The organism is Microcoleus sp., assembly GCF_049646505.1.
Lineage (GTDB): Bacteria > Cyanobacteriota > Cyanobacteriia > Cyanobacteriales > Microcoleaceae > Microcoleus.
In genome coordinates, this window is record NZ_JBARVX010000626.1 from 1 (window position 1) to 4,944 (window position 4,944).

General features: G+C 45.5%; 5 protein-coding genes and 1 pseudogene. 3 read left to right on the top strand and 3 right to left on the bottom strand.

The annotated features are described in order from the left end of the window. Both WBA89_RS29065 and WBA89_RS29070 read right to left on the bottom strand, forming a co-directional pair. Positions 1-309, bottom strand: a 309-nt coding sequence (locus WBA89_RS29065; protein ID WP_424411090.1) for a helix-turn-helix domain-containing protein, incomplete at its 3' end; no start/stop codon positions are given. Between the two features lie 221 nt (positions 310-530). After that, positions 531-932 carry a helix-turn-helix transcriptional regulator gene (locus WBA89_RS29070; protein WP_333254450.1) on the bottom strand — a complete coding sequence of 134 codons (402 nt, stop codon included), beginning with the start codon at positions 930-932 and terminating at the stop codon, positions 531-533. Positions 933-1,113: 181 nt separating this feature from the next. Here WBA89_RS29070 and WBA89_RS29075 point away from each other — a divergent pair, with 181 nt between their 5' ends. Next, positions 1,114-1,497, top strand: a complete 384-nt coding sequence (locus tag WBA89_RS29075) for a hypothetical protein (RefSeq protein ID WP_424411091.1) — start codon at positions 1,114-1,116, stop codon at positions 1,495-1,497. 351 nt (positions 1,498-1,848) lie between these two features. On the opposite strand, the gene apcD is transcribed toward WBA89_RS29075, so the two are convergent. Then, positions 1,849-2,334, bottom strand: coding sequence for an allophycocyanin subunit alpha-B (gene apcD, locus WBA89_RS29080; protein WP_193971738.1), 486 nt, complete (start codon positions 2,332-2,334; stop codon positions 1,849-1,851). A gap of 471 nt (positions 2,335-2,805) precedes the next feature. Here apcD and rlmD point away from each other — a divergent pair, with 471 nt between their 5' ends. Together rlmD and WBA89_RS29090 are read left to right on the top strand one after the other, a co-directional pair. Further along, the gene (rlmD, locus tag WBA89_RS29085; RefSeq protein ID WP_424411092.1) at positions 2,806-4,218 is read left to right on the top strand and encodes a 23S rRNA (uracil(1939)-C(5))-methyltransferase RlmD; all 1,413 of its coding nucleotides are present in this window, start codon (positions 2,806-2,808) and stop codon (positions 4,216-4,218) included. A gap of 454 nt (positions 4,219-4,672) precedes the next feature. Continuing rightward, positions 4,673-4,944 (top strand): annotated as a pseudogene (locus WBA89_RS29090) (tetratricopeptide repeat protein); the annotation flags it as partial.

The following is a 4,944-nucleotide window of genomic DNA, read 5'->3' on the forward strand; positions in this document are numbered from 1 at the left end:
TTTGGGTTGACCCACTTTCTTGCCTTTTCTCTTCCCTTTTAGGGAATCAAAATAGTTTTTGTAAGCAACCTCTAACTGTTTGAGGGATTGTTGCAACGGCACGGACGAAACATCGTTCAACCATGCCCTTTCTTCTGTCTTTTTAGATATAGTTAGAGACTTGGATATAGTGTTGTACCCAGGATATTTGCCACATCTACTAACAGCCAAGGCATCGTTCCAAACAACTCTTACACAACCAAACAACTGAGCCAAACTATGGCGTTGTTTATCGGTTGGATAGAATCTGTATTGGAACCTTGCTTTCATTTTTTTTAGCTGTTTTACTACTTGAGTATGCCATACTATTTTAACACAGTCAGTCAGGAAAATTCAGAAGGAATTAAAGCCGTCCTAGAACGACGGGGTTTTCAACCCATTTCTTTGATAAACACAGATAAAATGACATCAGCGTTCATCCGCTAATATCTGCAGTTCAAAACTCCCCATCTCAATAATTTGGTTGCATCAGTTCAGATGTCAGCAATCAACTACTCGTAAAGCTTCGCATCGTTGTACGGCGGATGTTCGCAAGCGATATATAAAGCATTTGTCGGTTCTAGCGCTTCCGCTGTCACCGGATCGATCGGCTTGAGGACAAAGCATAACAGAGAGAGCGATCGCCAATCCAAATTATCCAGCTTCCCGCGTTCGTAGCGGTTGACTGTGGCGGCACTGATACCGACATCTTTGGGTACGGGTTGATTTGTAGCTGTGAACAGCGCCTCTTCATATCCCTTGGTTTTAAATTCTGTTTCGCTCACAGACCAGCCTGTTGTCTGTCTTGCTGCTTTTAAAATCTTCCCCAAACGCATCCGCCCCGTCTCGGTGAAGCGAACGGGACGCAATTCCTGCTCTTTGTCTACCACAGCCTTGTTAGAGAGTCCTGACATTTTTCCCACCTACGTTAACTCTCAAACTAGCACAGCATCAATGATTGAGGGTTGCACGAGCAACATCTGAGCTTAAGAAGTTTAAATTAAGTTTTCTTGCACTTGTGCAATAAGAGTCTGATAGAGTAATATGTAATTGACTCTAAACAGAATTTGCCTCTCAAGCCCTGAGTATACAGCCATGACAGCACTGTTTCGCCGCATCCAACCCTCGAAAAAGCTCCGCATCACCGTCAGGTTGATCGCCCAATTCCTGAAAATCAGCCAAAATCTGATTAAGCGAGTCGAATCTTGGGCTTATGTGGTGTTTGTGCACCGGCGAGACAAAGGCGGACTATTTATTTCGTACCGCAGGCTGGAAGAATGGCAAAATGCGATCGCCCACCAAATCCAAACTTGCCCCACCCTTTCGCAACTTTCACAGCTCAAAACTTCGATTCAGTACGACACCCGGAAATTCAAAAAACAATACCTTCAAAAAACCCTTGACTTTTTAAATCAAATGTGTATTGAAAGACAAGACGTTCTCGAAATTTGGGAAAGCTCAAACAGCATTGCTTCGTAGCAGAAATCAGGCAGATTCCCTAACAATAGCAACGGCGCCCAACGGTGAAGACGCTGTTAATTGCTCAAACCATTGCGTTCGATTCCTTCTTCCTTCTTCCTTCTTCCTTCTTCCTGATGACTTTGGACGGAAAGCTTGCGAGGACGCTCGCACTACTAATGACTGTTGACTGTTGACTGTTGACTGTTAACTGTTAACTGTTAACTGTTAACTACTGACTACTGACTAATGACTAATGACTTCTGCGAAAACAGAAGCGAAACACTTGCGAGCAATTGCGAGATAAAATCACCCCAAAAATCACGCGCAAACGCTCCGCCACATCAGTCACGAAAACGATCGCCAAAGCAATTAAGACATTGCCTGAGCAATATAATCAAAATAAGGAGCAGCTTCCTTAGCATCATCCTGATTGAGCAAAGCCAAAGCAGCTTCCTTCAAACAGCGGATAGCTTCGACCATGCCCGGAACAGGAACGCCCAGAGAATTATACATTTCCCGAACGCCAATCAAACCGATACTTTCGATCGGCTCTTTGTCACCAGCCAAGATACCGTAGGTAATCAGGCGCAAGTACCAGCCGTAGTCGCGCAGACACAAAGCCCGTTCGCGCTGGCCGTAAGCATTGCCCCCAGGAGAGATAAAATCAGGTCGTTTTTTCCAGAGTTTTTTGCTAGCTTGTTCAACAATTTTTTTCTCACTGTCAGACAGCGCAGTAGCAATACGCACCCGCTGTTCTCCGGTTTTAAAAAAATCTTTGATGCTTTGAAGTTCGCCGGTACTGGGATAGCGAAGTTCGTCGTCGGCTTGGAGAATTAGTTGGCTAACTACGCTCATTGTTATTCAAAAAAATTGAGGATATTTGAGAGTAAGATTAATTGACATTCTCATCCCTTAAAGATGAGATTCTTGGTTAGGCGATTTACTTCGCTTCTAACATTTATCAATCTTAGAAGTAGGTGGTAAATCTCCGCAAGCGTTATGCTTAGTGACTAAGCCAGTTTCCTTGTGCCCCAAGGTACTGTGGGAAAAATTCAAAAACTGCGACTGAGAGTTTGAATGCCGACAGACATTTAGACTGTTCGACGAGTTTTGGTCTCCCCGACCCCAATAGCATATCGCACAGGGTCGATCGGGGGCAATCTCCCCGGTTGAAGCTGGCGGCTGTAGCAGCAAGGGGTTCGGAAGCAGGAAGACATCCTGCAATTGAGCTTGAGCGCGATGGCTTGCGCCCCGCTTCGCTACGACTTACCTCAGCAAAGAGATAGCGATATTGCATTACCATATTAAATCCTACCACGACTACTTGTGACCAAATCTAAATTCCCCACCCCAAACTCGACAAAATTGGCAAACCGTTGCCAGCAAGGTCAACTGATTGAGATAGAGATTACCGGCTTGGCAGACACCGGCGACGGAGTTGGTCGTTTTGGCGACTTAGTGGTGTTTGTGCCCGATACCGTGACGGGCGATCGAGTCCTTGTCCGCCTCGTGCAAGTCAAATCCACCTATGCTACAGGTAAGCTGGACACACTTCTGGAAGCATCCGAACACCGAATCCGAGCTAACTGCATTGTCGCCGACAAGTGCGGCGGCTGTCAGTGGCAGCACGTAGACTATCAACATCAGCTTGCAGCCAAGCAAAATCAAATTATTCAAGCCTTAGAAAGGATTGGCGGATTTAGCAATCTGCAAGTCGATGAAATATTAACTGGAAAAATCGAAGGATTTCCCCAATTTTTGGGATACCGGAACAAAGCAACTTATCCGGTAGCAATATCTGCCACAGGTCAAGTGCAAGCAGGTTACTATCAAAAAAACACCCACAAATTAGTCAATCTCAATCAGTGCCCGGTGCAAGACCCGCGCCTCAATCCTTTATTAAAAGAAGTCAAAGAAGACATTCACTGGCGGGATTGGCCGGTCTACGACGAAAAGAAACATACAGGAGAATTGCGTCACTTGTCCTTGCGAATCGGGCGGCGCACCGGCGAGATGCTGCTAACTTTAATAGTTCGCACTGGAGAGTTGCCGGGAATCGAAGAGCAAGCATCTGAGTGGCTGAAACAATACCCTCAACTTGCAGGTGTTTGTTTGAACATAAATTCTGCTCAAACAAATGTAGTTTTTGGTACAGAAACTCGCTGCATTGCTGGTAAATCCGAGCTGCGAGAAAAATTTGCCGGATTGAATTTTAAACTAAGAGCAGATACTTTTTTTCAGGTAAATACAGAGGCTGCTGAAGCGTTGCTGGATGTGATTGCAGGGGAATTAGATTTGCAGGGCAACGAGGTTTTGGTGGACGCTTATTGCGGAATTGGGACGTTTACTTTGCCGCTGGCAAAACAAGTAAAAATAGCGATCGGTTTAGAGGTGCAACCGGCGGCGATCGAGCAAGCCAAATTAAATGCTGAGTTAAATGATTTGAAAAATGTCGAGTTTCAGGTAGGAACTGTAGAGAGTTTGCTGCCTGTCTTGGGATTGACACCGGATATTGTGCTGCTAGATCCGCCGCGTAAAGGGTGCGATCGCGCGGTTTTGGAAACTATTAAGGAAATCAAACCAAATCGTATTGTTTATGTTAGCTGCAAGCCTGCGACTTTGGCTCGCGACCTGAAGATTTTGTGCGAAAATGGGGATTATAAGTTAGCGCGAGTGCAGCCGGCGGATTTCTTTCCTCAGACTTCTCATGTTGAGTGTGCGGCTTTTTTGGTGAGGTGAATGAAAGGGCGATCGGTGTTTAGTTAAATTCAATCATCGGCATCGGCGAACAAGGCTGATAAATCTCGAAAACCACTGACAACTCGAAAGATTTTTACATTGGATCCGATCGGCATATAAAGGATGAGATAGTTGTCTGTGGAGAGACTGCGAAGCGGCAAAATTTCGTCTCTTTGTCGTCCAAATATTGGGAAATTTAGCAATTTTGGCGAATTTAGCGTCAAGATTGCTTAAAAAGCGATCGGCTCGATCGAGTCCCGATGTAGTCTGCAATTTGCTCGATGGATTGAAGAATTGGGAATGACTGATTGTATATGGGTTTGCAGCTTGCAAGCGAGTTGCGTTGTTTGTGAGAACTCCTATCGCAGCGGCGCGGCTGAGAAAAAAATTGGCACGAACACGCCAAAGAGGTTTATCTTAATAGTTATAACTTGGCTCTAGGAGGACTCGATCGGTGTACCGCCGCTCTTACAACTTCAGCTATGTCGCAGCTATAAGTATTGTGATATCTCCTGCACTCAGCTTGCTGGCAATCTCAGACGCTGCGGCCTTTGCCCCTATTATAAATGCAAGGCGGGTTCAAGGAAGCGACCGCGCCCAAACAACTGAACCCAACACGCCAGCAGACACACTCTTTGAAACAGGAGTAAAACAGCACCGCGAGGGTTTGTTTGTTGAAGCAATCGAGAGTTTTGAACAAGCTTTGGCAATTCGCAAGCAACAAAA

Excerpts from the sequence above, each read along its gene's own strand:
- WBA89_RS29070 (WP_333254450.1), bottom strand. The coding sequence starts at position 932 with ATGTCAGGACTCTCTAACAAGGCTGTGGTAGACAAAGAGCAGGAATTG.
- WBA89_RS29075 (WP_424411091.1), top strand. The coding sequence starts at position 1,114 with ATGACAGCACTGTTTCGCCGCATCCAACCCTCGAAAAAGCTCCGCATC.
- apcD (WP_193971738.1), bottom strand. The coding sequence starts at position 2,334 with ATGAGCGTAGTTAGCCAACTAATTCTCCAAGCCGACGACGAACTTCGC.